A 25,952-nucleotide genomic window follows, 5' to 3' on the forward strand; every position below is an offset into this window, starting at 1 on the left:
CTACAGGCGTCCCTCACGACGCAGCAGATCCTGGGCGCTGAGCCCGCCGGCCCCACCCGCTCCGCGGCGGCGTGGCCGCGGATTCTCGCCGCCGTCTGGTTGCCCACCGCGCGCATTCAGCTGCTCGGTGGCGGCCTCCGAGTCGGTCCCTTCCGGGCGCTGGATCGGTAGCGCGGCCGTTGGATCGGCCGGGTCGCCGCCGGTGTCGCTGGAACGGTTTGTCGGAATCTGCATGGCTCGCGTCTGACCGGCGGATGGCGCCGGCGGCGGGGCCGGTGCGGGAGGCGCCGGCGTGGTGGGCCGGGTCTGCGCCGGTGGAGCCGGATTGCTGGATCCGCGAGCGGGTGGCGCCCCCGGTGCCGTGAGCCGGGTGGTCGGGGGGTCGCTTGGCTGACTGGCCCTGGTCTGGATCTCTTTGGTGCCGGCGCTGGACGGACCGCTCTGGGCCGACCCGAGCTCAGTTCGCGCGGGCCCGCCCGAACGGGACGGCCGAGCCGACTCGGGGGCCGACGGGTGGGTGGGGTCATGCGGTGCGCGGGCCGTGGCCGCGGCCAGGGCGGCCTTGACGGGTGGGCGGGCGCTGCCGTTGTTGGCCGGGCGCTTCCGCTCGTCGGGCAACTGGATCTCGCCGAGCCCGATGCGGGTCTGCAGGCGGCGCATCCAACGCGGCGCCCACCAACAGTCATCGCCGAGCAATTTCATCACCGACGGCACCAGGAACATCCGGACCACGGTCGCATCCAGCAGCAACGCCGCCATCAGCCCGAACGCCAGATACTTCATCATCACCAGGTCGGAGAACACGAACGAGCCGGCGACCACGGCGAGCACCAGTGCGGCCGCGGTGATGAGGCGACCGGTGGTTGCGGTGCCGATCCGGATCGCCTCCTGAGTCGACATGCCGTTTTCGCGCGCCTCGACCATGCGGGATACCAAGAACACCTCATAGTCGGTGGCGAGGCCGTATCCGACCGCCACCACCAGCGCGATGACGGGCGCGGTCAGCGGGGTGGCGGTGAAGTTCAGTACGCCCGACCCGTGTCCGTCGACGAAGATCCAGGTCAGGATGCCCATCGTGGACCCGAGCGTCAGCGCGCTCATCACCGCCGCCTTGATTGGCAGCACCACCGAACCGAACGCCAGGAACATCAACAGCGTGGTGGTCGTGAGCAGGATGACCAGCATCGCGGGCATGTTCTCGAACAGGCTGTGAATCGAATCCTGTTCCAGCGCCGGGGTCCCGCCGACAAATATCTCGAGGCCCTTGGGAGGTGTGATCGCGCGTAGCTCCGCGAGTTTGGTGGGCGCGTCACCAGGGTTGATCAACCCGTTCTGTAGGACCCGGACCGACGGATCCTTGGATCCACCGGGCGCATAGCTGCGCTCCTGCCACATGCTGTCCGCGTCGTTGTCCTGGTCGATGAACCCGCTGATCGACATCGCCTTGCTGCGAATATCGGCAATCTGCTGGTCGGTGACCGGCTGATTGTTGGTCGATTTGATCACCAGGGTCAGTGGATTGGTGCGGTATCCCGGGAAGAGTTGGTCAAAGTGTTCCTGCGACTGGCGCACCGCATTGTTGGGTGGCAGATACTTCTCGCTCATGCCGCCCAGCGACAGGTTGAACAGCGGGATGACCAGCAGGATCATGCCGAGGACGATCGGGATGGCGAACACCAGCGGGCGGCGCATCACCCGGTTGGTGAGGTTGCCCCAGAAGCCGGCCTCGACCTCTTCGCGGGTCTTGGTCTTCTGCAGCCGGTCGGCCAGCCAGTTCAGGTAGGCCCGCGACACCTTCCAGTTCCGCAGGAACGGCACCCGGAACGCGGTCCGGACGCCGAGCGCGTCGACGTGCCTGCCCAGCACGCCCAGGCACGCGGGCAGCAGTGTGATCGACAGCAGGGCGGCCAGGCCGACCGCGGCTAGCAGGGCGTAGGTCAGCGATTTCACGAAGCCCTGGGGCAACATCAGCAGGCTCGCCCCCGAGGCCATGATCAGGACAGCGGAAAAGGCCACCGTGCGCCCGGCCGTCATCACCGTTCGGCGTACCGCCGTCTCGGTGTCATAGCCTTCGGCGATCTCTTCTCGGAACCGGCTGACCACGAACAGCCCGTAGTCCACCGCGATACCCAGACCGATCAGGGAGACGACGGGTTGGGCGAAGAAGTGCACCGGCCCGAACACTGCCACCAGCCGCAGGATGCCCAGGGCGCCCGCGATGCTCAGCCCGCCCACCATCACCGGGAGGCAGGCCGCCACCGCGCCACCGAAGACCAGGAACAGCACCACGGCCACCAACGGCAGGGCCAGCACTTCCATCCGGCGCTGGTCGGTGGCGATGGTGCCGGTCAACCCCTCGGCCACCGGCTCGAGGCCGGCGAGCTGGACCGTGCCGCCGTCGAGCTTCTGCAGCGACGGCGCGATGTCCTTGTAGTTGTTGAGGATGGTGTCGTCGTCGTCGCCCTTGAGTGGGATGGAGACGAACGTGTACTTCTTGTCATCGGTGGCCATGCCCTTGATGACCGGGCTGGTGCTGTCCGGTGCCCTGAGGTAGCCGGCCCAACCCAGCACCTGATCAGGGTGGTCTTTCACAAACTGGTTCAGCTGGTCGGTGATTTTCTTCGACCACGCCGGGTCATTGACGGTTTTGCCGTCCGGGGCCTTGAAGACCGCGACGATGTGGCCGGTTCGGTCGCGGCCGTAGACCTCGTCGCCAAGGATCGAGGCCGTCACAGATTGACTGCCCTCGTCGTAGAAACCACTCTGCGTGACGTGCTTACCCAGGCTCAGCCCGAAGACGCCGCCGCCGAGGCATAGTGCCACCGTGACACCGATTACGATGAATCGGTAGCGGTACACAGTTCGACCCCACCAGGCGAACACGTGAGCTCCTTACTGGATCGTTAACGACCCGCGCATTGCTCTGCTTTGCTTCGCAGCGCTTTTCGATTGTCGGTGAGACGTGGCCTTTTCACACACACGCGATTCTCACGCCCGCGAGTTCAGCAGCGAGGACAGCGGCCGGAACGGCTGCAGCCAAGCTCCCTGCTCAGGCAGCGAATCGAGGCCGATTCGCGGGAGCGGCTCGCGGAAAACACCAGCAATGTCCTCCAGGTCGACAAACTCTAAGGTATCCGACGCTAGCGCCCAACTGGCGTGTTCACGAAATCCGAGCACCTGAACAGGGGTTCCGGCTCGCGAAATCTTTTCCAGCGGCTGGCGGAATGCCTGGCCATCCGCGGAGGCAACTACCAGCGCCGCGAGTCCTTCCCGGTTCCGCTGATCGATGTGCTCGAGCATGTCACGGTCGACGTCGCTGTCCTCGTCGATCTTGGGCTTGGCGAAGACCGCGAATCCGACGTTGCGTAGCGCGTCCACCCATGGGCGAACCACTTCGGCGCTCCCGGGCGCGATATTGGTGAAGACGGTTGCTTCGGGTTCGACCCTGACGTCCGGGCCGTCCGGTGCCGTGGCGGACACCTGCGTCGTGCGGGCCAACAACCAGCGGCCGAGTGCGTCGAACCGGGGTCTTTCCAGCGCAGTCGGCCGTCGCCCGAGGATGGAACCCAGCCCCATGTCCAGGTTCGGGGCATCCCACACCAACAGGACCCGGCCCGCCGGCGCCGCGGAGCCGGACAGGCCGTCGCGCGACAAATCTCCGGCCACCATCGGCGGCTCCGCCACAGGATCGGACCCCTGTGTGGTCACATCTTCGGTCAGGCTCATTTGCTCATCTAATTTCAGGTTTCCCTATCGGCCACGTCTAACGCTGCTTTTTCCATATCAACTCGTTAATGCTGCTGCCCGCGTTATGGGCTTTCATCTCGTACTTGGTGGTCGGACGGACCACCGAGATGGGAAGCGAATCGACGCCCGGATCCACTCGTGCCAGCGCGGGCTCGGCATCGCCGGCGGCGATGATGTGCTCGGCGTAGCCGGGATGGTCGGTTGCCGCGTGAAAAACACCTCCACGGAGTAGCCGGTCGGCGATCAGGGCAACCGTGCTGGGCTGTATCAGCCGGCGCTTGTGATGGCGCGCCTTGGGCCAGGGATCGGGGAAGAAGACGCGCACTCCGGTCAACGATTCCGGGGCGATCAGATCGCGCAGCACGTCGATCCCGTTACCGCGGATCAACCGGATGTTGATTCGCTGCAGGTCCGCCCGGTCGATCGCGCAGAGCAGTTGCGCCAGCCCCCGGCGATAGACCTCCACCGCGATCACATCGACGTTGGGCTCGGCCTGCGCCATCGCCAGCGTCGAGGTGCCGCTGCCGCAGCCGATTTCCAGCACCACCGGTGCCTGCCGGCCGAACCAGGCCCGGGCGTCGATGGGGTCGATGGGCTCATGGCCGCGTGCCGATGGCTGGGAGTGTGCCGTTGCCTGCCGGCCCAGCTGCGGCCATAGCCGCTCCCAGGTCTGCTGCTGGATGCTCGACAGTGCCGAATGGCGCGAACGAAAGGCGGTCGGGGGAAGATAGCCCCACGCGCTCTTCTCGGCCTCTGGCTCGTCCGCCGGGCCTGACCCCGTGCCGGTCGAAGACGACGTGTCGGACTGGAGCCCCACCCCGGGCTGGACATGCATTGGTCCATCGTGGCGCATGAAGCCCGGCCGTAGCCGCTCCTGGTCCAGATTGATACCCAACAGTTGTCTTCGGGTGGTAGCGGCCGGCACATCTCTAACTAGCTGTGACTCGCGCCGTCCCGCCGCAACTGTCACCATGCGAGTGGCCGCGAGGGGGGTGCCATGGGGGTGATGGTTGCGATGCAGACGGGGCATCAAGCTTTTGTCGATGAGCTCACCTGTCTCGCCGCCAGCACCGCTGACCAGCGTATTCGGTCGATCGCGGAGCGGGCCGCGCGACCTTTACGGGTGGCCGTGCGGGGACGACGCGGGGTCGGCCGCAACACGCTGGTGCGGGCATTGGACGGCGCGGGAAGCGCAGCGGGGCTGGCTGCGACGTCCGGCGGCGACCCCGCCGACGTGGTGGTCTACGCCCTTGCCGAAGTGGTCAAGCCCGAGGATCGCGCAGGGATCGCCGTGCTCGAGCCGACCGAGCGTCCGGTGCTTGCGGTCCTGACCATGGCCGACAAGACCGATGTCGTCGGATTCGCGGGTGTCGGGCCGATGGCCGGGGCGCTGCAGCGGTGCGAGCTCTTGTCGACGCTGGCCGGCCTGCCGGTGGAGCCGATGAGCGCACTGTTGGCAGTGGCCGCGCTCGACGATCTCGATGAGCGGTCCTGGTGCGCCTTGCGCGCGCTGGCCGCCCATCCAGCGGCCGGTGCCGCCCTCGATGGCTCCCATGCCGGCTTTCTGTCCGCGGATCTTGGGGTGCCCACCGGGCAACGGCTGCGATTGCTGGAGTCACTCGATCTGTTCGGGGTCGCGATCGCCATCGAAGCGTTGCGGCGCGGTGCGGCCCGGACGCAGGTACGGGCGTTGTTGCGCAAGATCAGCGGAATCGATGCCGTCGTCGCGAAGGCGGTCGCCGCCGGTGCCGGTGTGCGCTACGGCCGGGTACTCGAGGCAGTCGCCGCACTCGAGGTCCTGGCCGTGGCGGACGAGCAAGTCAGCGAGTTCCTGGCCGGTGAGGCCGCCGTGCTGGCCCGCATGTCGGCCGCCCTGGATGCGGCGTCCACGTGGGGGCTCGACCCCTTTGGTGCGGCCGTGCCCCCTGACGATCCGGGCGCCCAGCTGCAGCGGGCGCTGCGCTGGCGGCGCCACCGGTCTCAGCGCGGCCCCGCCGCTGAGAGCCCGGACAGTGACCTACGGCGTTGGTGCGGTGCCGACATCGTCAGGGGATCGCTGCGGCTCTGGTCCCGGGCCGCGGGATCGCTGGCGTGCGCGGGTCCGCCGGAGGGCGGGCGGCCGCGGTGATCGGCAGCGCCCACCACGAGGCGGTGGCCCGGGTTGACGAGCTGGTCCTAGCGATCGGGCCGAAGCTGGGTGCGCCGTCGATCAACCGGCGCGATGTGGTGCTGGTGACCGGTCCGTGGCTGGCCGGGACGAGCAGTGTGATCACGGCATTGCGGCGGCGGTTGCCACAGCACAGATTTGTTGAATCGCCGCGGCTGGGAGCCGGTGCTGTGCCGACAGCGGTGGTGTTCGTGGTGTCCGCGGCGACTCCGATGACCGAATCCGACTGCGCACTGTTGGATGCCGCCGCCGGTCACACCGATGTGGTGATCGCCGCGGTGACGAAGATCGACCTGCACCGCACCTGGCGGGAGGTGCTGGCGGCGAACCGCGCCAAGCTCGCCGCCCACGCGCCGCGCTACGGCGCGGTGCCCTGGGTGGGCGTCGCCGCCGCGCCACAGCTGGGCCCACCGGGGGTGGACGACCTGGTGGCGACCGTGCGAACCGAGCTGGCGGCCCCCGATATCGCCCGGCGCAACAGGCTGCGCGCCTGGCAAGCCGGGCTGCTGCTGGCCGGGCAGCGGTTCAACCGCGACGCCGCGGGTGCCGGCAGGCGGGCGCGCGTGGACGGATTGCGGGAAGAGCGCGGCTCTGTCCTGCAGCGGCGGCGTCAGGACCGGACTGGGCGCACCATCGCGCTGCGCGGTCAGATCCAGCAGGCGCGGGTCCAGTTGTGCTATTTCGCGCGCAGCCGCTGTGCGTCGGTGCGCACCGAACTGCAGGAGGACATCGCGGGGCTGGCCCGGCGGCGGCTGGCCGATTTCCAGAGCTATGCCCGGGGCCGGATCGACGAGATCGTCACCGAGGTGGGCGATGGCATCGCCGCCCAGCTTGTCGACGTCTCGCGAGAGATGAGTTTGCCGGTGGATTTCCCGCCTGCCGACCCGCTGCCGGCCGTTGCGATGCCCGCCCCGCCGGTGGCGTCGCGGCGGCTGGAAACGCGGTTGATGATGGTCTTGGGTGTCGGTTTTGGACTCGGTGTGGCGCTCACGCTGAGCCGGCTGCTGGCCGGGTTGGCTCCGGGCCTGGATCTGGGGCTGACCCTGGCCGGAATCCTCGGGTGTGTCGTGGTGGGCCTGGCCGTGGCCCTATGGGTGGTGCGCACCCGCGCCCTGCTCGCCGACCGTGCGGTGTTGGAACGCTGGACCGCTGACGTGTTGTCGTCGCTGGGCTGCACGCTGGAGCAACTGGTCGCCAGCCGGGTGCTTGCCGCCGAAACACTGTTGGCCACCGCACTCTGGGGCAGCGACGAGGCCGCGAACGCGCGGGCGGCCGCGCAGGTCAGCGCCATCGACAGCGAGTTGCGTGAGCATGCCAGGGCGGCGGCTCGTGTCGCCGCGCGACGCGACCGCGAGATGCCGACAATCCGGGCCGCGCTCGAGGCGGTGTGTGCGGAACTGGGCGAATCGGGTACATCATCGGGTACCGCTACGCCGGGAACCGCCACGGCCGGTGGTGGGGCCGGGCTTCCGCGACATTCTGAGGCAAATGGCCGCGATTTCGGGAGTTAGTGAGGCTTTCTGAATCGGTCTTGTGAGGAGGCTTATACCCGCCCACGGCTTCCCCCACAAGTGATGCGCGATAACCTGTATGAAAGCACTACCGGGTCGAAAGTCGTGCCGGCAAAAGCTTGAGCAGACCTATCGCATCCCAAGAAGTCGATGGCAAGTAAGTAAACCAAAGAACCGAAGTAACAGAATCCAGGAGAGTTCGATGACCTCAGCGACCATCCCCGGTCTGGACACCGCGCCGACTAATCACCAGGGGCTGCTGTCCTGGGTGCAGGAGGTCGCCGAACTGACCCAGCCCGATCGGGTTGTTTTCGCTGACGGTTCCGACGAGGAGTTTCATCGGCTCTCCGCGCAACTGGTCGACGCCGGTACCTTCACCCGGCTCAACGACGAGAAATTCCCGAACTCCTACCTAGCTTTGTCTGATCCCTCCGACGTCGCGCGGGTGGAATCACGCACCTTCATCTGTTCCGAGCGCGAGATCGACGCCGGCCCCACCAACAACTGGATGGACCCGAGCGAGATGCGCACGCTCATGACCGACCTGTACCGCGGTTGCATGCGTGGCCGCACCATGTACGTGGTGCCGTTCTGCATGGGTCCGCTGGGTGCGGAGGACCCCAAGCTCGGGGTGGAGATCACCGACTCCGAATACGTCGTGGTTTCGATGAAGGTGATGACCCGTATGGGCACCGCCGCGCTGGAGAAGATGGGTCAGGACGGCTTTTTCGTCAAGGCGCTGCACTCGGTCGGCGCGCCGCTGGAAGACGGTCAGGCGGACGTGCCGTGGCCCTGCAGCGACACCAAGTACATCACCCACTTCCCCGAGACCCGGGAAATCTGGAGCTACGGCTCCGGCTACGGCGGTAACGCGCTGCTGGGCAAGAAGTGCTACTCACTGCGGATCGCCTCGGCGATGGCTCGTGACGAGGGCTGGCTGGCCGAGCACATGCTGATCCTCAAGCTGATTTCGCCCGAGAACAAGGCGTACTACATTGCGGCGGCGTTCCCGTCGGCCTGCGGCAAGACCAACCTGGCGATGCTGCAGCCCACCATCCCGGGCTGGCGCGCCGAAACCCTCGGCGACGACATCGCCTGGATGCGGTTCGGCAAGGACGGCCGGTTGTACGCGGTGAACCCGGAATTCGGTTTCTTCGGGGTGGCCCCGGGCACCAACTGGAAGTCCAACCCCAACGCCATGCGCACCATCGCCGCGGGCAACACGGTGTTCACCAACGTCGCGCTGACCGACGACGGCGAGGTGTGGTGGGAAGGTCTGGAGGGCGACCCCCAGCACCTGGTCGACTGGAAGGGCAACGAATGGTACTTCCGCGAGACCGAGACCACGGCCGCGCACCCGAACTCGCGGTACTGCACCCCGATGTCGCAATGCCCGATCCTGGCCCCCGAGTGGGATGACCCCCAGGGCGTGCCGATTTCGGCCATCCTGTTCGGCGGCCGCCGCAAGACCACCGTTCCGTTGGTCACCCAGGCACGCGATTGGCAGCACGGTGTGTTCATCGGCGCCACCCTGGGCAGCGAGCAGACCGCCGCCGCCGAGGGCAAGGTCGGCAACGTGCGGCGCGACCCCATGGCCATGCTGCCGTTCATGGGCTACAACGTCGGCGACTACGTCCAGCACTGGATCGACATCGGCAAGAACTCCGACGAGTCCAAGTTGCCGCAGGTCTTCTTCGTCAACTGGTTCCGTCGTGGCGAAGACCACCGCTTCCTGTGGCCCGGCTTCGGCGAGAACAGCCGCGTGATGAAGTGGATCGTCGATCGCATCGAGCACAAGGCCGGCGGTAAGACCACACCGATCGGCACCGTTCCCACCGTCGAGGACCTGGACCTGGAGGGGCTGGACGCCAACCCCGCCGACGTGAGTGAAGCGCTGGCGGTCAACGCCGAAGAGTGGCGCGAAGAGCTCCCCCTTATCGAGGAGTGGTTGCAGTTCATCGGTGAGAAGCTGCCGACCGGCATCAAGGACGAGTTCGACGCGCTCAAGGAGCGGCTGCGCGACGCCGAATGACGTCGCAGCATGCAGATTCGCCAGCACGTCGGGGCGGATAAGCCTGCAGTCATTCTGCATCCGTCGGGGACGGTAGTCAGTTTCGACGAACTGGAAGCGCGGGCCAACCGGCTGGCGCATCGGTTTCGCCGCGCGGGACTGCGCGAGGGCGACGCCGTGGCCATCCTGATGGAAAACAACGAGCACATCCACGCGGTCATGTGGGCGGCTCGACGTAGCGGGTTGTATTACGTACCCATCAATACCCATCTGACCGCGGCCGAAGCCGCCTACATCATCGAGAACAGCGGTGCCAAGGCCATCGTCGGTTCGGCGGCGCTGCGCGATACCTGTGCCGGTCTGGGCGAACATATTCGGGCGGGCCCGCCCGAGCTGCTGATCCTGGCCGGGCCCGAAGGCTGCCTGACCGGCTGGGAGCCCTATCCGCAATGCGTGGCCGATCAACCCGATACTGCGATCGACGACGAGCTCGAGGGTGACCTGCTGCAGTATTCGTCGGGAACCACCGGACGGCCCAAGGGAATCAAGCGCGAACTACTCCACGTTGCCCCGGATGCTGCGCCCGGGATGATGTCGGCCCTGGTTGGCTATTGGATGGACGCCGACTCGATCTATCTGAGCCCGGCGCCGCTATATCACACCGCGCCGTCGGTGTGGTCGATGAGTGCGCAGGCCGGCGGAATCACCACGGTCGTGCTGGAGAAGTTCGACCCCGAGGGGGCGCTCGAGGCGATCCAGCGCCACCGGGTAACGCACGCACAGTTTGTGCCGGCCATGTTCACTCGGATGCTGAAACTTCCTGAGAGCATTCGTAATTCGTATGACGTATCCAGTCTGAAGCGAGTCATGCACGCCGCCGCCCCGTGTCCTGTTGAGATCAAGAAACAGATGATGGACTGGTGGGGGCCGATCATCGACGAGTACTACGCCTCTTCGGAGGCGATCGGCTCGACATTGATCACCGCCGAAGACTGGCTCGAGCACCCGGGTTCGGTCGGCAAACCCATGCAAGGTGGCGTGCACATCCTCGGCGCCGACGGCGTCGAGTTGCCGCCGGGCCAGGCCGGCGAAATCTACTTCGAAGGCGGCTATTCCTTCGAGTACCTCAACGATCCGTCGAAAACCGCCGCCTCCCGCGACAAGCATGGTTGGGTGACGGTGGGCGACGTCGGCTACCTGGATGACCAGGGGTACCTGTTTCTGACCGATCGCCGCCACCACATGATCATCTCCGGCGGGGTCAACATCTACCCGCAGGAAGCCGAAAACATCTTGGTGACCCATCCCAAGGTCATGGATGCGGCGGTGTTCGGCGTACCCGACGACGAGATGGGCCAGCGCGTGATGGCCGTCGTGCAGACCGTCGACCCGGCCGATGCGAACAGCCAGTTCGGTGACGAACTGATGGAATGGCTGCGAGATCGTCTGTCGCACTTCAAGTGTCCGCGATCGGTTGCCTTCGAGGCGCAGCTGCCCCGCACCGATACCGGCAAGCTCTACAAGAACGGACTGATCGAAAAGTATTCGGGATAACCATGTTCGGTGTGGTTGACCTCTCACGTGCCCCGGATGCCACCCGTGCGGCGGGCGAAATCTCGGCTCCGGGGGTGACCGTGGCGCACGGCTGGGCCACCGAGCTCGCCGAAGCCGAACCATGCTTGAGTGCGGCAACTTTCACCTTGGCCGAAGGCCCGTGTGCCGACCGCAGGGTGATCACCGTGGAGTCGGTGTCACAGACTTTGGCCGAGCTAAGGCAGCGGTGCCAACGGTGGCCGCAGGCCAGCGCCGTCTGCGACGACGTGCTGCGCACGATAGATCCCGACGGCCCGACACTGGCCGGCGTGCTGACCGAATCGCTGGCCTACTCGACATTGCAGGCCGGGCCGGAGTTCGCTCGCTGGCTCGACGAACGCGGGCCCGCTGACCTGCCCGACATCGCCGATCCCGTGCAGACCGAGCGCGACGATGACACCCTGAGAATCAGATTCAATCGGGCCCAACGGCACAACGCATTTTCCGGCGATGCGCGGGCCGCGCTGCTGGAAGCGCTGACCGTAGCCCAGCTGGACCCCTCGGTGAGCGGGATCGTGTTGAGCGGCAACGGTCCATCGTTCTGTAGTGGCGGCGATCTGGCCGAGTTCGGTACCTTCGCCGACCCCGCCAGCGCTCATCTGGCGCGCACCAGGCACAGCCCGGCGCTGGCGCTGGCTGCGCTCACCGCCCGGCTGGGCCGGGCCTGTCGCGCCGAAGTACATGGCCGGGTGCTGGGTAGTGGCCTGGAAATGGCCGCGTTCTGCGGGTGGGTGCGGGCGCATCCGGATTCGGTATTCGGACTACCGGAACTGAGTCTGGGACTGATCCCCGGCGCCGGCGGCACCGTCAGCGTGACGCGTCGAATCGGACGCTGGCGCACCGCATATCTGGTGCTTTCCGGGCGAACCATTGACGCCGGCACCGCACTGGACTGGGGGCTGATCGACGCGATCGCGGTCAACAGCGACTAGCTCACCAAAGGTGGCTGCCGTCTAGCCGTGTTGATCAGAAGTCGGAATACGTGGTGATGGTGGAGGGAGTGTTGTGGTCCACCGAAACCGCCACCAGGATAAGGGCGATGTAAATCACCGCAAAGGCCACCGCGACCACCACTCCGCCGATTGCGCTGATGATGGCCCACTTCCTAGCGCTGGCGGAGGCGGCCTGCGCCTCGGCGTAGCGCCCTTGCGCCCACAAGCCGGAAACCTTGGAGGAGTAGACGATCGAGACGATCCCGAGGGGCAGGCAACAAAACAGCGTGGTCAAGATCGCCCAGATGAGGTAATTGTCCGGCTCCGGTGCGTAGCCCGGCCGCTGGGCCGGCCAGCCGGGTTGCGGTGGCTGCCAGCCCGGCTGCTGACCCTGCCACTCTGGGGAACCTCCGTAGGGCCCTGGCGGATAACTCATGGCGGCTGCCTTCCCTCGGGTTACCTGTGGTCCAACAGTGTTGTGCCGTGCCGCTTTGCTGGTGGGCGAAGTCAGGCAGCAAATATACCGCACGGGCGCTGCGGTGGCAGTTAGATTCCGCCGCGGGCTATCAGTTGTCTGGCGATCACGTTGCGCTGGATTTCGTTGGTGCCTTCGCCGACGATCATCAGGGGTGCGTCGCGGAAGTAGCGTTCGACGTCGTATTCGGTGGAATAGCCATAGCCGCCGTGGATTCGGACGGCGTTGAGCGCGATTTCCATGGCGGTTTCGGAGGCGAAGAGTTTGGCCATGCCGGCCTCCATGTCGCATCGCTGGCCGCTGTCGTAGCGTTGGGCGGCGTAGTGGGTGAGTTGGCGGGCGGCGGTGAGTTTGGTTGCCATGTCGGCCAAGTAGTTTCCGATGGCTTGGTGTTTCCAGATCGGTTGGCCGAAGCTGTGCCGTTGCTGGGCGTAGGCCAGGGCGTCGTCGAGTGCTGCGCTGGCCACGCCCAGGGCGCGGGCGGCGACCTGGATGCGGCCGGTTTCGAGTCCTTTCATCATTTGTGAAAACCCTTGACCTGGTTGGCCTCCCAATATCGCAGAGGTCGGTGCCCGGTAGTTGTCGAAGGACAGTTCGCAGGCTTCCACGCCCTTGTATCCCAGTTTGGGCAGGTCAGCTGAGATGTTCAGGCCGGGGCCCGGTTCGACGAGCACGATCGAGATGCCGTGGTGGCGGGGTGTGGCGTGGGGATCGGTCTTGCACAGCAGGGCGATCAGCCCGCTGCGGCGGGCGTTGCTGATCCAGGTCTTGGCGCCGGTGATCAGCAGCTGGTCGGGTCCGTCAGCCATCGCGGTGGTGGACATGTTTTGGAGGTCGGAACCGCCGCCGGGTTCGGTCAGGGCCATGGTGGCGCGCAGCTCGCCGGTGGCCATGGCTGGCAGGTAGGTGGATTTTTGTTCGTCGGTGCCAAAGAGCATCAGCAGTTTGGCCACCACGGTGTGTCCGCCCATGGCGCCGGCCAGGCTCATCCATCCGCGGGCCAGCTCCTGGGTGACCTGGACGTAGCACGGCATCGACACCGGCGATCCGCCGTAGGCTTCCCCGATGGCCAGGCCGTAGATGCCGATGCGTTTCATCTGCTCGATCCAGGCCTGCGGGTAGGTGTTGGCGTGTTCGACCTCGCGCACGCTGGGCTTCACGTCGCGGTCGATGAAGGCCCGCACGGTAGCCACCAGCATCGCCTCGTCCTCATCAAGCTGACTGTCTGCCCGTTGGTTGTCCACCGTTATTGCCCTCCGTATTGACCCTCGGTTCGACAGCCTGCCAGCATGTGGCGTTGTGCATACCGGGTACATGGGCATCCGTGAGGGCGGGCCCTACTTTGACGACTTGTCCGTGGGTCAGGTGTTCGACTGGGCGCCGGCGTTGACCCTGTCGGCCGGCCTGGCGGCCGCCCATCAGGCGATTCTGGGGGACCGGCTGCGGCTGGCCCTGGACAGCAGCCTGTGTGGCGCGGTAACCGGCGCACCAGCGGCACTGGCGCATCCGGGGTTGGTGTGCAACGCGGCGATCGGGCAGTCCACCCTGGTCACCCAGCGGGTCAAAGCCAACCTGTTCTACCGCGGGCTGACCTTTCATCGGTACCCGCTGATCGGAGACACCATCTACACCCGCACCGAGGTTGTGGCGCTCCGGGCCAACACGGCCAAGCCGGGCCGGGCGCCGACCGGAATGGCCGCGCTGCGGATGACCACCATCGACCAGGCCGATCGACTGGTGCTCGACTTCTATCGCTGCGCGATGCTGCCGGCCAGCGCGGACTGGGATCCCGCCGGCGCCGCCGACGACGACCTGTCGGGCATCGGCGCCGACGCGAAGCCACCCGCGATCGATCCGACGGCGCACTGGGATGCCGAGGCCTACCGCACCCGGGTCCCGGGGCCCCATTTTGACGCCGGCATTGCGGGCAAGGTCATGCACAGCACCGGAGATCTGGTCAGCAGCGCGCCCGAGCTCGCCCGACTCACGCTCAACATTGCTGCCACACATCATGATTCGCGGGTGGCTGGGCAGCGGCTGGTCTACGGCGGGCACACCATCGGCCTGGCCTTGGCGCAGGCGAGCCGACTGATGCCCAACCTGGTCACGGTGCTGGGGTGGGAGCACTGCGACCACACCGGGCCGGTACGGGAGGGCGACACCCTCTACAGCGAGTTGCACGTCGAGTCGGCGGAGCCGACCGCCAACGGGGGCGTGCTTGGCCTGCGTTCGCTGGTCTACGCCGTCGGCGACTCGGAGCCCGACCGCCAGGTGCTGGACTGGCGGTTCACCGCACTGCAGTACTAGCTGAACTCCCGGGCTTGTTTACCGGCGATTCCGGTGGCACCGGCCTGGACTGCGAGCAACATGGTGGTGTGAGTGCGGTGCCATCCCGCTGGGCCAGCAAGTGGGGAAGTAGTGGGCTGGCCTACCTGACCGGTCTGCCCGGCGGGCCGCCCGACTTTTCGCGCGCCAACATTTTGGGACGCGCCGAAACGATTGCCGCCGACGCGGCCACCTTGCTGACCGGGCGGGCCGGTCTGCTCGGGCTGACTCGCCGGGGCCGGGTCTCGGCGGGCGGCGCCACCCGGCTGCTCGCGGCCGCCGACGGCTGGTTCGCAATCACACTGTCGCGCCCGGACGATGTCGATGCGGTCCCCGCGCTGCTGCGGGCCGACGAGGTGCCCGACGACCCATGGGGATCGCTGCAGAGGTGGGCCACAACGCGTCCCAAGTCCGCCATCATCAAACGAACCGAATTGCTCGACATCCCGGCTTCCGCCCTGGGAGAGGCCTACCCCGCCCCGCCCCGAATCCGTCGGGCCGGAGCGCGAGCTCGCGCGCGTGACCCCGCTGGTCTGCTCGTTGCCGATTTGTCGTCCATGTGGGCGGGCCCGTTGTGCGGTCAGCTGCTGGCCCGGGCGGGAGCTACCGTGGTCAAGGTCGAAAGCCCGCGCCGGCCGGACGGCACACGCGCCGGCAACCGCGCCTTCTTCGACTGGATGAACGCGCAAAAGCTCTCCTACTGCCTGGATTTCGACGACGATGCGGAAGAGCTGCGCGAGCTGCTGGAGGCCGCGGACATCGTGATCGAGGGTTCGCGTCCCGCTGCCCTGGCGCGACGCCGGCTCGGCCCGGAGCACATCGCAGCGCGGCCCGGGCGAATCTGGCTACGCATCAGCGGATATGGAGAGCACTCCCGGCGGCCCGCTTTCGGCGATGATGCCGCCGTGGCCGGTGGCCTGGTAGGAGTCGCGGCCGACGGCCCGGTGTTCTGTGCGGATGCCATAGCCGACCCGCTGGCCGGACTGGAGTCAGCCCGGGCCATCACCGAATCGCTACGGCGCGGGGGTGGTGAGCTCATCGACGTCTCCATGGCCGGCGTTGCCGCGACGTATGCCGCACTGCCCGTGGGGGCCGCGGCGGCCACGGATCGGGCCTTGCCGCCACAACCGCCGGCGCCGCCGTCGCGACCCGCCGCCGCGCTGGGGGCCGACGGTGACCTGGTGCGGCGGCTGGTCCGCGAAAGGGACGGGCGCTAGTGCTGATTCGGCGAGCCACCTTGCTGGATGGGTCCACGGCCGACATCCGGGTGTGTGCCCGCATTCAGGAAGTCGGTCAGGGGTTGGTCGCACGGCCGGGGGAGCGGGTGCTCGACGCCGCCGGCCAAACCGTGCTGCCCGGCCTGCACGACCACCATGTGCACCTGCGCTCGGCCGCCTCCGCCCTGGATTCGCTGACTCTGGGGCCGCCCACAGTTGATTCCAAAGAGAAATTTCGGCAACACCTTTCGAGCGCGCAGCCCGGTCCGGACGGATGGATCCGCGCCGTCGGCTATCACGAATCCGTTGCCGGACCACTGGACCGGACCGTGCTGGATGCGCTGGTGCCGCACCTTCCCGTGCGCGTTCAGCATCGCAGCGGGGCGCTGTGGATCCTGAACTCGGCGGCACTGAACCGGATCGGGCTGGCCGGTCATGTCGACGGCCGCCTGCGCAGCGCCGACTCCGACTGGTCGGATGCTTTGCCGCGACGCAAGACCGACCTCGCGGCGCTCGGTGACCGGCTCACCGCGGCCGGTGTCACCGGAGTCACCGATGCCACACCGGATCTCAGCGACGAGGACATGGCCGCACTCACCGTTGCGCATCAGCGCGGGGAGTTTCGTCCGCGGGTCCGGTTTCTTTCTCCCGGCAAGAAGATCCTGCGTGACGATCACCTGGACCTGGAAGCGCTGATGGCCTGGATCACGGACTCGCATGGCGCCGGACAACCCGTTGCCATCCACTGCGTAACCGCGGCTCAGCTGGTCGTGACGATCGCGGCGGTGCGCGCCGTGGGCCGCCATCCGCATGATCGAATCGAGCACGCCGCGGTGGTGCCCGATGACCTGGTGGCCGACTTGGCCGGGCTCGGGCTGACGGTGGTGACGCAGCCCAACTTCGTTGCCGAGCGCGGCGATCAGTACCTCGACGAGATCCCCGCCGCCGAGCACGGGCAGCTGTGGCGGGTCGCTTCACTGTTGAATGCAAACGTGCCGGTGGCCTTTTCCACCGACCTGCCGTTCGGGTCCGGCGACCCGTGGGCGGCGATGCGCGCCGCGGTGCATCGCAGGACCCCTCGCGGGGTCGTTCTGGGCGTCGATGAATGCGTCACGGCGCGTGCGGCTTTGACCATGTTCTTGGGCCGGCCGGATCAGCCGGGGCGGGTGCGTGCCGTGGCCGCCGGTCAGCCCGGGGACCTCTGCGTGCTGGCACAGACACCGGCGATGGTGCTGACCGAGCTGGACGCCAGCCTGGTAAGCGCGACGATCATCGGTGGCGAAGTCGCCTATGCGGCCTAGCGCCGCCGGCACCGGCCTGGCGGTGCTCACAGAGTTCGGTACAACGGCGCAGTCGCCGACGGACCGGGCGATTAATCCTTCCCTACCGCCAACGATGTGTCAGCAGATCTTGGGTTTCGGCCCCAAAAAGTGTGAGTTGCGCCCAAATTTGCCTACTTACTGAACCATTCCGCCCCTTGTCTACGTAGCTCTTGCAGGCTTGGTGTAGTCGATAAAAGATCGGGGTACCGGTGGAAGTGCTGGCGCAAGCGTTTCCTGTCAGCGTGTTACCCGGGCGTGGACGTCCGGCCTGGTCGGGCTCGATGCAAGGGGCGTGAAATGCTGGGGCATCTGTACGAGCGGGCGCTAGGTGGCGAGCGGTGCTGGATCCGCCATGAGGACGGTGAGCTCCGCCCGTTGCCGACTCACCGTTGGTTGGGGGCCGGTGCAGCCGAGCGCGGTTGCGCTTCGGCCGAGGGTTCTTCTTCCGGTGACGTCGGCACCGTCGACGAAGACGCCGCCTCCGACGAGGACTTCGATGAAGCCGTGGCGCAGATGTGTAGCGGGCCGACCATCGAGCTGGGCTGTGGACCGGGCCGGCTGGTGGCCCGGTTGGTGCAGCGGGGAATCCCCGCGCTGGGCATCGATCGGTCGGTGACCGCGATCCGATTGGCCGGTCGCGGCGGTGCGCCGGCGATACTCGGCGATGTTTTCGAGCCGTTGCCCGGGATGGGGCGTTGGCAGACGGTGTTGTTGGTCGACGGGAACGTCGGCCTCGGTGGGGACCCGCTGCGGATCCTGGGCCGGGCCGCCGAGTTGTTGTCCCGCGGCGGGCGGTGCGTGGTCGAATTCGATGCCCAGACCATCGGGGTTTGCTCCCGCTGGGTTCGTCTGGAGTCGGCGCGCGATGTCGGGCCCTGGTTTCGATGGGCGTCGGTCGGCGTGGACAGCGCCGCAATGCTGGCCGCACAGGTAGGTCTGACGCTGATCGGCGTCAGGATGCTTGGCGGACGGGTGATCGCAAACCTGGCGGCCCTGTGAACTGCCCGGCCGAAGACGACCCCGAGCGGGAGCTGGAACCGGAGCCGGCCCACGGGTTTCCCGCCCGGCTGTGGCGCACCTTGGAGCGACACCCGCCGCCGGGGGTGCGGCGATTGGCCGCGTTTCGAAGCCCGCTGCGGGGACCGTGGCTGACCTCGGTGTTCGGGCTGGTGCTGTTGGTGGCAATGCCGATCGTGATCCTTACCGGATTGCTGTCCTATATCGCCTATGCCCCGCAGTTCGGGCAGGCGATCCCGGCCGATGTCGGCTGGCTGCGCCTGCCAGGTTTTGACTGGCCCGCTCATCCGTCTTGGCTGTACCGATTGACCCAGGGCCTGCACGTAGGACTGGGTCTGGTGCTGATCCCGGTGGTGCTGGCCAAGCTCTGGTCGGTGATCCCGAAATTGTTTGTTTGGCCGCCGGCGCGGTCGATCGCCACACTGCTGGAGCGGCTGTCGCTGTTGATGCTGGTCGGTGGGGTGCTGTTCGAGATTGTCACCGGCGTGCTCAACATCCAGTACGACTACATCTTCGGCTTCAGCTTCTACGACGGCCACTACTTCGGTGCCTGGGTCTTCATCGCCGGTTTCCTCATGCATATCGCGGTCAAGATGCCAAAGATGATCACCGGACTGCGGTCATTCTCGATACGAGAAGTCTTGCGCACCAATGTGACTGACACGCGCCCCGAGCCGCCCGACGCATCGGGGCTGGTGTCCGAAGATCCCGCCGAACCGACCGTGAGCAGGCGCGGAGCGCTGGCCCTGGTCGGCTCGGGTGTGCTGCTGCTCGGCGTCTTGACCGTCGGCCAAACCTTGGGCGGGCCACTGCGCAACATCGCCCTGCTGCTGCCAAGAGGCCGGCCCGCACAGGGCAACCGGGAATTCCCGGTCAACAAGACCGCGGCGGTCGCCGGAATCACCCCCGAGGCCGTGGGGCCGGCGTGGCGGCTGGTGCTCCGTGGCGGTCCCAACGAGGTCGTGCTGGACCGCGCCGCCCTGGCCGGATTGCCGCAACACACCGCCCGCCTACCGATCGCCTGTGTTGAAGGGTGGTCGACGGTTCAGACCTGGACCGGGGTGCGACTGTCGGAGCTGGCCCGCAGGGCCGGAGTGGCCGCGCCCCGGTCGGCGCGGGTGACGTCGCTGCAACGCGGCGGCGCCTTTGGTGAGGCGACGCTGCAGGGCAATCAGGTCGGCGCTCCGGATGCGCTGCTGGCGTTGCGGGTCAACGGCGAAGACCTGCCGCTCGATCACGGCTATCCGGCGCGGATCATCGTTCCCGCATTGCCCGGCGTGCACAACACCAAATGGGTCGCCTCGATCAATTTCGAGGCTGGTTGAGATGCGCGAACTCACTAGGCGCTTCGGCCGCTATTACGGCGCGCACCCGCTGCATCTGCTGACCATGCTCGCCGGCCTCGCGCTGGTTGGCTACATCGTGGCGACCTTCAAGATCGCCACACTGTGGAATCCGGGTACCTGGTGGCAGTCGATCGCGGTGTGGTTCGCGGCCGCCGTCATCGGCCACGACCTCGTCGCATTCCCAGTCTATTCGCTGTTTGATCGCATCTTTGCGGTGCGCTGGGGCCGCGCCCGCTCCGGAAGTCGAGAAGTCTCGGTCCGCAACTACCTGCGGATCCCGGCGATGGGGTCCGCCCTGACGCTGCTGATATTCCTGCCCGGCATCATCGAGCAAGGTGCGTCGACCTACCACGCGGCCACCGGCGAAACCCAGCAGCCGTTTTTGGGTAGGTGGCTGTTGCTCACCGCGGTGATGTTCGCGCTCAGTGCGGCCACCTACGCCGTCCGACTGGTGCTCGCGCATCGGCGGCGCGTGAGCGAAGTCCAGCTCAGCCGTTGAATAGCGGGGTTGGCGACCCTGGCAAATCATCGGTCGGGCGCAATCATTTGCCGTCGGACCCAACCCGGACGCGAGCCGGTGCGGTGGCGGCCAACAGGAGTACGCTCCCCCACATGGCTGCCACCGGCCCGACAACGATGTCGATGACGTCGATGATGTCCCGTGTCAAATGGATGCTGCGCGCGCGTCCTGCCGACTATCTGCTGGCCATGAGTGTCGCCGGGGCTTCGCTCCCGGTGGTGGGCAAGCATCTCGAGCCGCTGGGTTGCGTCACCGCAATGGGGGTCTGGGGCGCGCGCCATACCCCGGAGTTCGTCGCGGCAAGGGCAAAGGATCTGTTCACTCCGGGTATCAACGTGACGCGTCAGCGCGACCGGGACAGCACGAACGAAGTCTCGGCGGCGGCGCTGCGGGGGATCGTCTCAACGGCGGATTTGGATGTCGAATGGCCGGCGCCCCAGCGCACGCCGCCAGTGTGCGAAGCATTTCGTCACCGCCGCTACCTACATCGGGGCGGGGTTCACTACGGCAACAGCCCGGCCCAGGTGCTCGACGTGTGGCGCCGGGACGACCTGCCCACCGAGCCCGCGCCGGTGCTGATTTTTGTTCCCGGCGGCGCCTGGATACACGGCAGTCGAGCAATCCAGGGGTATGCATTGCTGTCGCGGCTGGCCGAACAGGGCTGGGTGTGCCTGTCGATCGACTACCGAGTAGCGCCGCATCACCGGTGGCCCCGCCACATCCACGACGTGAAAGCGGCCATCGCCTGGGCCCGCGCCAATGTCGACAAGTTCGGCGGTGACCGCAACTTCATTGCGGTGGCGGGGTGTTCGGCCGGCGGTCACCTGTCCGCATTGGCCGGCCTGACCGCCAACGATCCGGATTATCAAAGTGAGCTTCCCGAAGGGTCCGACACGTCGGTGGACGCGGCCGTCGGGATCTACGGTCGCTACGACTGGGAGGATCGATCCACCGCCGAACGGGCGCGGTTCGTCGACTTCCTGGAGCGAGTGGTGGTTAAGCGCTCGATCAAACGTCACCCGCAGGTGTTCCGCGACGCATCACCGGTTGCCCGGGTACACACCAACGCGCCGCCGTTTCTGGTCATTCACGGCAGCCGCGACGGTGTCATCCCGGTGGCGCAAGCGCGCAGCTTCGTCGAGCGGTTGCGTGCGGTGTCGCGTTCACTGGTCGCCTACGTCGAACTGCCCGGGGCCGGCCACGGCTTCGACCTGCTGGACGGGGCCCGCACAGGCTCGGCCACGCACGCGATTTCGTTGTTCCTCAACCAGATTCATCGCACTCGGGCGCAGCTGTCGAAAGAGGTCATCTAACGCGTCGGTCGACAGTGAGGTCACGCCATGACTAGAGGGCTGAGATGAAACGGCTCAGCGGTTGGGACGCGGTACTGCTGTACAGCGAAACGCCCAACGTGCACATGCACACCCTCAAAGTTGCTGTTATCGAACTCGATCCGGACCGCCGCGCGTTCGGCGTCGACGCGTTCCGGGCAGTCATCGGCGAACGCATGGCCAAACTGGAACCTTTCGGGTATCAGCTCGTCGACATCCCGTTCAAGTTCCATCACCCGATGTGGCGAGAGCACTGTGAAGTTGACCTCGACTACCACATCCGCCCCTGGCAGCTCAGACCCCCAGGGGGTCGGCGCGAGTTGGACGAGGCGATCGGTGAGATCGCCAGCACGCCGCTGGACCGCAGGTACCCGTTGTGGGAGATGTACTTCGTCGAAGGCCTGGCCAACCATCGAGTCGCGGTGGTGGGCAAGATCCATCATGCCCTCGCCGACGGGGTCGCCTCGGCGAACCTGATGGCACGCGGCATGGACTTGTTGCCCGGCCCCGAGGGCGATCCGTACGTGAGCGACCCGGCTCCTACCAAGCGGGAATTGATGAGCTCGGCGTTCCTGGATCACCTGCGCCACCTTGGCCGGATCCCCGCGACGATGCGCTACACCGCGCAGGGCCTGGCCCGCGTGAGACGCAGCTCGCGAAAACTGTCTCCCGAGCTGACCCGCCCGTTCACCCCGCCACCGACGTTCATGAACCATATGCTCACCCCGCAGCGCAGATTCGCCACCGCGACGTTGGCGCTTGCCGACGTGAAGCAGACCGGCAAGCAGCTGGGCGCGACCATCAACGACATGGTGCTGGCGATGTCCACCGGAGCGCTGCGGAACCTGCTGTTGCGCTATGACGGCCGGGCCGAGCCACTGCTGGCCTCGGTCCCGGTGAGCTACGACTTCTCGCCGGACCGCATCAGCGGGAACTACTTCAGCGGGATGATGGTGGCGCTGCCCACCGACTGCGCGGACCCATTGGAGCGGGTACAGGCCTGTCACGAAAATGCGCTATCGGCCAAGGAGAGTCACCAGCTGCTGGGGCCCGAGCTGATCAGTCGCTGGGCGGCGTACTGGCCGCCGGGGGCAACCGAAGCGGCCTTCCGGTGGGCGTCGAGCCGGGACGGGCAAAACAAGGTCCTGAATCTGAACATCTCGAATGTTCCCGGCCCGCGCGAGCACGGCAGGGTGGGTGGTGCGCTGGTAACCGAGATCTATTCGGTGGGGCCGCTGACCGCGGGTAGCGGCCTGAACATCACCGTGTGGAGCTATGTCGACCAGCTCAATATCTCGGTCCTGACAGACGGTGCCACCGTCGAGGATCCGCATGAAGTGACTGAAGCCATGATGGCTGACTTCGTCGAGATACGAAGGGCGGCTGGGCTTTCCGCAGAGCTGACGGTCATCGAGGCAGCGATGGCGCAAGCTCGATCAATGAATGAAGGAGCTGGGAGCGCGTGAGTGAACTAAACGGCGACACCGAACCCGAAGTCCTGGTCGAACAGCGGGACCGAATCCTGATCATCACGATCAATCGGCCCAAGGCCAAGAACTCGGTCAACGCCGCGGTGAGCCGGGCCTTGGCCGATGCGATGGATCGCCTCGATGCTGACGCCGGCCTCTCGGTGGGGATCCTTACCGGAGCGGGTGGCTCGTTCTGTGCCGGCATGGACCTCAAGGCGTTTGCCCGCGGCGAGAACGTCGTGGTCGAGGGCCGGGGGCTGGGGTTCACCGAGCGCCCACCGGCCAAACCGCTGATCGCGGCGGTCGAAGGATACGCCTTGGCCGGCGGCACCGAGCTGGCCTTGGCCACCGATCTGATTGTGGCGGCCAGGGATTCGGCGTTCGGAATACCGGAGGTGAAACGGGGTCTGGTGGCCGGTGGCGGGGGATTGCTGCGGCTGCCCGAGCGCATTCCCTACGCGATCGCGATGGAACTGGCGCTCACCGGTGACAACCTGTCCGCCGAACGCGCCCACGCACTCGGCATGGTCAACGCGCTGGCCGAACCCGGGGCAGCCCTGGATGCGGCGATCGCGTTGGCGGAGAAGATCACTGCCAACGGTCCGCTCGCGGTGGCCGCCACCAAACGGATCATCACCGAATCCCGCGGCTGGAGTCTGGACACCAGATTCGCCCAGCAGATGAAGATCCTGTTCCCGATTTTCACCTCCAATGACGCCAAGGAAGGTGCGATCGCGTTCGCGGAGAAACGTCCGCCCCGCTGGACCGGTACCTGACCGGTGCCGACCACGGCTTCTCCCCGGGAAGCCGGGCCCGCCGATGGGTTACACTGAGGCCAAGTTTTGTAAAGGGAGGGCTTCCTGAAGGGTCCCGGATGAGCGTTTCGTTGCTGCTCGAAATGGCTGCGTCAGCTAGTCCTGACCGCATCGCCGTCGTCTCGGGCGACTTGCGGCTGACGACTCAGCAGCTCAGCGATCTCGCCGACGGGGGTGCGGGGGCCATCGCCGCATCCGATGCCCAGCATGTGGTGTACGTCGGCACCGGCGGGGCGATGCTGCCGCTGCTGATCTTCGCCTCGGCGCGCGCGGGGCTGCCCTTCACCCCGATCAACTACCGGCTGTCCGCTGACGGCATCGCAGCATTGATCCGCCGGTTGCCACGGCCCCTGGTGGTCGTCGACGAACGCTACCGGGACACGATCGCAGCCGACCAGTCGCTGAGCTCCCAGCAATTTCTGGAGCTAGCCGGCCGCGCCGAACCGGTCGCGGAGTTTCCCGACCCGGAATCGGTGGCCATCGTGCTGTTCACTTCGGGCACCACCTCGCAACCCAAGGCCGTCGAGCTGACCCACAGCAACCTGACCAGCTATGTCACCACGACGGTCGAGTTCGGGTGCGCCGCGCCCTCCGACGCGGCGCTGATCTGTGTGCCGCCGTATCACATCGCCGGGGTAAGTGCCGTCCTGTCGAATCTGTATGCCGGACGAAAGATGGTCTACCTGACCAACTTTGACGCGCACGAGTGGGTAAGGCTGACCAATGCGGAACAGGTCACCACCGCCACCGTGGTGCCGACCATGCTGGACCGCATCGTCGCCGTGCTCGAGACCGGCGAACACAAGCTGCCCTCGTTGCGCAACCTGGCCTACGGTGGCTCGAAAGTCGGTCTGCCACTGGTGCGCCGGGCCCTCGAGCTGTTGCCGGACGTGGGCTTCGTCAACGCCTACGGGCTGACCGAGACCAGCTCGACCATCGCCGTGCTGACGCCCGATGACCATCGCGCCGCGCAGTCCGCGGCGGCGGCTGGCCTGGCCAGGCGGTTGGGCTCGGTGGGGCGGCCGGTGCCCGGCGTCGAGCTGCAGATCCGGGGCCAGGACGGCAGGGTGCTCGGGCCCGGTGAGACCGGCGAACTGTTTGTGCGGGGTGAGCAGGTGTCCGGACGCTACACCGGAATCGGTTCGGTGCTAGACGGTCACGGCTGGTTCGGCACCAAGGACATCGCCATGCTCGACGAAGACGGCTACCTATTCATCGGCGGACGCTCCGACGACACCATCATCCGCGGCGGGGAGAACATCGCGCCGGCCGAACTCGAGGAAGTGCTGATCGAGCACCCGCAGGTGCGCGACGTGGCCGTGGTCGGAGTCGAGGATGCCCAGTGGGGCCAGGAGATCGTGGCCGTCGTGGTGCCCGTCGCCGGCGTCGACCCAGATCCGGAAGAACTACGTGAATTCGTGCGAAGAAGTTTGCGGGGGTCGCGCACCCCGGACCGGGTAGTGTTTCGTCACGAGCTGCCCACCACCGCCACCGGCAAAATCCTTCGCCGGGAGATCATCGAGGAACTGGCAGGTACGAAATCATGATCAAGAACGGAACCCGGCTGGCCAGCCAGGTGTGTGACACCCAGGTCATCGTGGTCAGAAGCGCCGACACCCTCGACGATCTGCGGTGCGGAGGCGCGCCGATGGTGGAGATTGGCGTGCAGCGCTCGGGCCAACTCGATCCCGAGTTCGCCGACGGCTCGGTGCTGGGCAAACGCTATGTCGATGAGGCCGGTGCCGAGTTGCTGGTCACCAAACCGGGCGCCGGGTCGTTGAGTGTCGGTGCCACCAAGCTGGCGCTCAAGGAGGTCAAGCCGCTTCCGGCCAGCGACTGATCCAGCCGGCCGATGGCAATCGGTGCCCCCGCGCATCGGGGCTTTTGCTCCAGGTCTGGCGTTTTGGTCTAGCAACAACCCGCCGAGTCCGGCTCCACCGCCGGTACCACCGAACCCGGCCTGGAAACCCAGCCGGCCGGTTCCACCGTTGCCTCCGTAGGCGGCGATGGCCGCAAAGGCGCCCAATTCGGCGTTCCCACCGAACCCACCGTCGTCGCCAACCCCACTGTTGCAGCCACTCACCGTTGTCGCCGCCCCGCCATTGCCGGGGTCTTGGCTGTCCGCGCCGTCGTTAGTGCCCCAGCCCGCCGGCC

The 25,952-nt window shown here is 66.8% G+C and carries 21 protein-coding genes; 16 read left to right on the forward strand and 5 right to left on the reverse strand.

The window, feature by feature from the left end; all coding sequences use genetic code 11:
• The 3 genes from mmpL3 to trmB all read right to left on the reverse strand — a co-directional run bounded on the left by mmpL3 (position 1) and on the right by trmB (position 4,600).
• A complete protein-coding gene (gene mmpL3 / locus CCUG20998_RS02090; protein WP_036456951.1) occupies positions 1–2,883 on the reverse strand; it encodes a trehalose monomycolate exporter MmpL3 in 2,883 nt (960 codons plus the stop codon).
• A gap of 105 nt (positions 2,884–2,988) precedes the next feature.
• On the reverse strand, positions 2,989–3,726 hold the full coding sequence (locus CCUG20998_RS02095; protein WP_020731496.1) for an NYN domain-containing protein: 738 nt from the start codon (positions 3,724–3,726) through the stop codon (positions 2,989–2,991).
• Positions 3,727–3,763: 37 nt separating this feature from the next.
• On the reverse strand, positions 3,764–4,600 hold the full coding sequence (gene trmB, locus CCUG20998_RS02100; protein WP_172607251.1) for a tRNA (guanosine(46)-N7)-methyltransferase TrmB: 837 nt from the start codon (positions 4,598–4,600) through the stop codon (positions 3,764–3,766).
• Between the two features lie 144 nt (positions 4,601–4,744).
• On the opposite strand from trmB, the gene CCUG20998_RS02105 reads away from it, so the two are divergent.
• The 5 genes from CCUG20998_RS02105 to CCUG20998_RS02125 all read left to right on the forward strand — a co-directional run bounded on the left by CCUG20998_RS02105 (position 4,745) and on the right by CCUG20998_RS02125 (position 11,961).
• Complete coding sequence (locus CCUG20998_RS02105; protein WP_020731498.1) at positions 4,745–5,875, forward strand: hypothetical protein; 1,131 nt, start codon at positions 4,745–4,747, stop codon at positions 5,873–5,875.
• Positions 5,872–7,425 carry a hypothetical protein gene (locus CCUG20998_RS02110; protein ID WP_231389837.1) on the forward strand — a complete coding sequence of 518 codons (1,554 nt, stop codon included), beginning with the start codon at positions 5,872–5,874 and terminating at the stop codon, positions 7,423–7,425. The genes CCUG20998_RS02105 and CCUG20998_RS02110 overlap by 4 nt, the downstream gene beginning before the upstream one ends.
• Before the next feature lie 202 nt (positions 7,426–7,627).
• Positions 7,628–9,457 carry a phosphoenolpyruvate carboxykinase (GTP) gene (locus CCUG20998_RS02115; protein WP_020727848.1) on the forward strand — a complete coding sequence of 610 codons (1,830 nt, stop codon included), beginning with the start codon at positions 7,628–7,630 and terminating at the stop codon, positions 9,455–9,457.
• A gap of 9 nt (positions 9,458–9,466) precedes the next feature.
• Positions 9,467–10,990 carry a fatty-acid--CoA ligase FadD4 gene (gene fadD4, locus CCUG20998_RS02120; RefSeq protein WP_020731500.1) on the forward strand — a complete coding sequence of 508 codons (1,524 nt, stop codon included), beginning with the start codon at positions 9,467–9,469 and terminating at the stop codon, positions 10,988–10,990.
• A gap of 2 nt (positions 10,991–10,992) precedes the next feature.
• Positions 10,993–11,961, forward strand: a complete 969-nt coding sequence (locus CCUG20998_RS02125) for an enoyl-CoA hydratase/isomerase family protein (protein WP_020731501.1) — start codon at positions 10,993–10,995, stop codon at positions 11,959–11,961.
• Positions 11,962–11,995: 34 nt separating this feature from the next.
• Here the strand turns inward: CCUG20998_RS02125 and CCUG20998_RS02130 are convergent, their stop codons facing one another.
• On the reverse strand, positions 11,996–12,397 hold the full coding sequence (locus CCUG20998_RS02130; RefSeq protein WP_020731502.1) for a CD225/dispanin family protein: 402 nt from the start codon (positions 12,395–12,397) through the stop codon (positions 11,996–11,998).
• A 110-nt stretch (positions 12,398–12,507) separates the two neighbouring features.
• Positions 12,508–13,635 carry an acyl-CoA dehydrogenase family protein gene (locus CCUG20998_RS02135; protein ID WP_041325086.1) on the reverse strand — a complete coding sequence of 376 codons (1,128 nt, stop codon included), beginning with the start codon at positions 13,633–13,635 and terminating at the stop codon, positions 12,508–12,510.
• Between the two features lie 100 nt (positions 13,636–13,735).
• Here CCUG20998_RS02135 and CCUG20998_RS02140 point away from each other — a divergent pair, with 100 nt between their 5' ends.
• From CCUG20998_RS02140 to CCUG20998_RS02190, 11 genes are all read left to right on the forward strand, one after another.
• Positions 13,736–14,743 (forward strand): MaoC family dehydratase, encoded by a 1,008-nt coding sequence (locus CCUG20998_RS02140; protein ID WP_012392431.1) that lies wholly within the window; start codon positions 13,736–13,738, stop codon positions 14,741–14,743.
• 68 nt (positions 14,744–14,811) lie between these two features.
• Positions 14,812–15,978, forward strand: coding sequence for a CoA transferase (locus tag CCUG20998_RS02145; protein ID WP_231389812.1), 1,167 nt, complete (start codon positions 14,812–14,814; stop codon positions 15,976–15,978).
• Positions 15,978–17,279 (forward strand): amidohydrolase family protein, encoded by a 1,302-nt coding sequence (locus CCUG20998_RS02150; protein ID WP_012392432.1) that lies wholly within the window; start codon positions 15,978–15,980, stop codon positions 17,277–17,279. Before CCUG20998_RS02145 ends, CCUG20998_RS02150 begins: the two co-directional genes overlap by 1 nt.
• Positions 17,280–17,597: 318 nt before the next feature.
• On the forward strand, positions 17,598–18,299 hold the full coding sequence (locus CCUG20998_RS02155; protein ID WP_036456956.1) for a class I SAM-dependent methyltransferase: 702 nt from the start codon (positions 17,598–17,600) through the stop codon (positions 18,297–18,299).
• Entirely contained in the window at positions 18,296–19,642 is a 1,347-nt protein-coding gene (locus CCUG20998_RS02160) for a molybdopterin-dependent oxidoreductase (protein ID WP_012392434.1), read from the forward strand. The genes CCUG20998_RS02155 and CCUG20998_RS02160 overlap by 4 nt, the downstream gene beginning before the upstream one ends.
• A 1-nt stretch (position 19,643) precedes the next feature.
• On the forward strand, positions 19,644–20,162 hold the full coding sequence (locus CCUG20998_RS02165; protein ID WP_020731505.1) for a hypothetical protein: 519 nt from the start codon (positions 19,644–19,646) through the stop codon (positions 20,160–20,162).
• 137 nt (positions 20,163–20,299) lie between these two features.
• Entirely contained in the window at positions 20,300–21,496 is a 1,197-nt protein-coding gene (locus tag CCUG20998_RS02170; RefSeq protein ID WP_171944472.1) for an alpha/beta hydrolase, read from the forward strand.
• 44 nt (positions 21,497–21,540) lie between these two features.
• Complete coding sequence (locus CCUG20998_RS02175; RefSeq protein WP_012392436.1) at positions 21,541–22,980, forward strand: WS/DGAT/MGAT family O-acyltransferase; 1,440 nt, start codon at positions 21,541–21,543, stop codon at positions 22,978–22,980.
• A complete protein-coding gene (locus CCUG20998_RS02180; RefSeq protein WP_020727856.1) occupies positions 22,977–23,759 on the forward strand; it encodes a crotonase/enoyl-CoA hydratase family protein in 783 nt (260 codons plus the stop codon). Before CCUG20998_RS02175 ends, CCUG20998_RS02180 begins: the two co-directional genes overlap by 4 nt.
• 98 nt (positions 23,760–23,857) lie before the next feature.
• Positions 23,858–25,345 carry a class I adenylate-forming enzyme family protein gene (locus CCUG20998_RS02185; protein ID WP_020731506.1) on the forward strand — a complete coding sequence of 496 codons (1,488 nt, stop codon included), beginning with the start codon at positions 23,858–23,860 and terminating at the stop codon, positions 25,343–25,345.
• Complete coding sequence (locus CCUG20998_RS02190) at positions 25,342–25,638, forward strand: hypothetical protein (RefSeq protein WP_012392439.1); 297 nt, start codon at positions 25,342–25,344, stop codon at positions 25,636–25,638. Before CCUG20998_RS02185 ends, CCUG20998_RS02190 begins: the two co-directional genes overlap by 4 nt.
• Positions 25,639–25,952: the final 314 nt, after the last annotated feature.

This window comes from Mycobacterium marinum, assembly GCF_003391395.1.
GTDB lineage: Bacteria > Actinomycetota > Actinomycetes > Mycobacteriales > Mycobacteriaceae > Mycobacterium > Mycobacterium marinum.